Genomic DNA, 588 nt, shown 5'->3' on the forward strand with positions numbered 1-588 from the left:
GCACCGGCGTCTGTATGGCGGCGGCAGCGGGCAAATGATTGCCAAGGCGGTGGGTGTGGCGCAGGGCGTGCGCCCCAGGGTGCTGGATGCTACCGCCGGGTTGGGAAAGGATGCATTTGTGTTGGCCAGCCTGGGTTGCGAGATGAGCCTGATTGAACGCCAGCCGTTGATTGGGGCGTTGCTGGAAGATGGATTGGCGCGAGGTGCAGAGGATTTTGAGGTGGCGCCGATTGTGGCGCGGATGAGGTTGCTCAAGGGCAACTCCATTGAGGTGATGCGCGATTGGGAGGGGGAGCCGCCTCAGGTGATTTATCTGGATCCGATGTTTCCGCATCGGGAGAAGACGGCGTTGGTGAAGAAGGAGATGAGGTTGTTTCGGCCGCTGGTGGGGGATGATCCGGATGCGCCGGCGTTGTTGGCGGCGGCGTTGGCTTTGGCCAGTCATCGGGTGGTGGTCAAGCGGCCGCGTAAGGCGCCTTGCATTGAGGGGGTGAAGCCGAGTCATGCGTTGGATGGGAAGTCCAGTCGGTATGACATTTATCCTAAGAAGGCGCTGAAGTCCTGAGGGTTGGGTACATATCCGTTATT

General features: G+C 60.2%; 1 protein-coding gene. It reads left to right on the forward strand.

Annotated features, from left to right (window positions below):
• Positions 1–565, forward strand: a 565-nt coding sequence (locus tag HX846_RS36750; protein WP_178967407.1) for a class I SAM-dependent methyltransferase, incomplete at its 5' end; no start/stop codon positions are given.
• Positions 566–588: the final 23 nt, after the last annotated feature.

It is taken from the genome of Pseudomonas sp. K5002, from assembly GCF_013386655.1.
Lineage (GTDB): Bacteria > Pseudomonadota > Gammaproteobacteria > Pseudomonadales > Pseudomonadaceae > Aquipseudomonas.